Source organism: Bacillus sp. V3B (assembly GCF_024494465.1).
In the GTDB taxonomy this organism is placed as follows: Bacteria; Bacillota; Bacilli; order Bacillales; family Cytobacillaceae; genus Bacillus_BD.
The window spans coordinates 1-384 of record NZ_JAETXM010000098.1 but is presented as its reverse complement, the minus strand read 5'-3'; the positions used below and the strand labels follow the sequence as shown (position 1 = coordinate 384).

At 37.8% G+C, this 384-nt stretch carries 1 protein-coding gene; it reads left to right on the top strand.

Annotation, left to right across the window (positions count from 1 at the left end; translation table 11 throughout):
* A partial coding sequence (locus tag JMM81_RS22765; protein ID WP_256243830.1) for a helix-turn-helix domain-containing protein occupies nucleotides 1-384 on the top strand: 384 nt, incomplete at both ends.

Here is a 384-nt window from a genome sequence, read left to right as displayed (position 1 = left end):
AGTTTTTTCATGGTTAAATTTACTGATGAAGAAAAGTTAGCTGTAGTACAACGCTATAAAACTGGTATGGAGAGTTATTCAACGATTGGGAAGTCGATTGGTACATCTGACAGTGTTGTTAGAAACTGGGTGATGCAATACGAACGTAACGGTGTAGAGGGTTTATTGAAAAAGTCATATACAAACTACTCAGCACAGTTTAAACTAGACGTACTTAATTTTATGAATGATAATGGGACGTCTCCGAATGAAACTGCAACACTATTCCACATCACCTCTCCTGCCTTAATCAGAAAGTGGAGAATTCAATTCGAATCTCAAGGAGTGGACGCCCTCAAATCTAAGAAGAAGGGACGTCCAACCATGAAAAAAGATAGTAAAAAG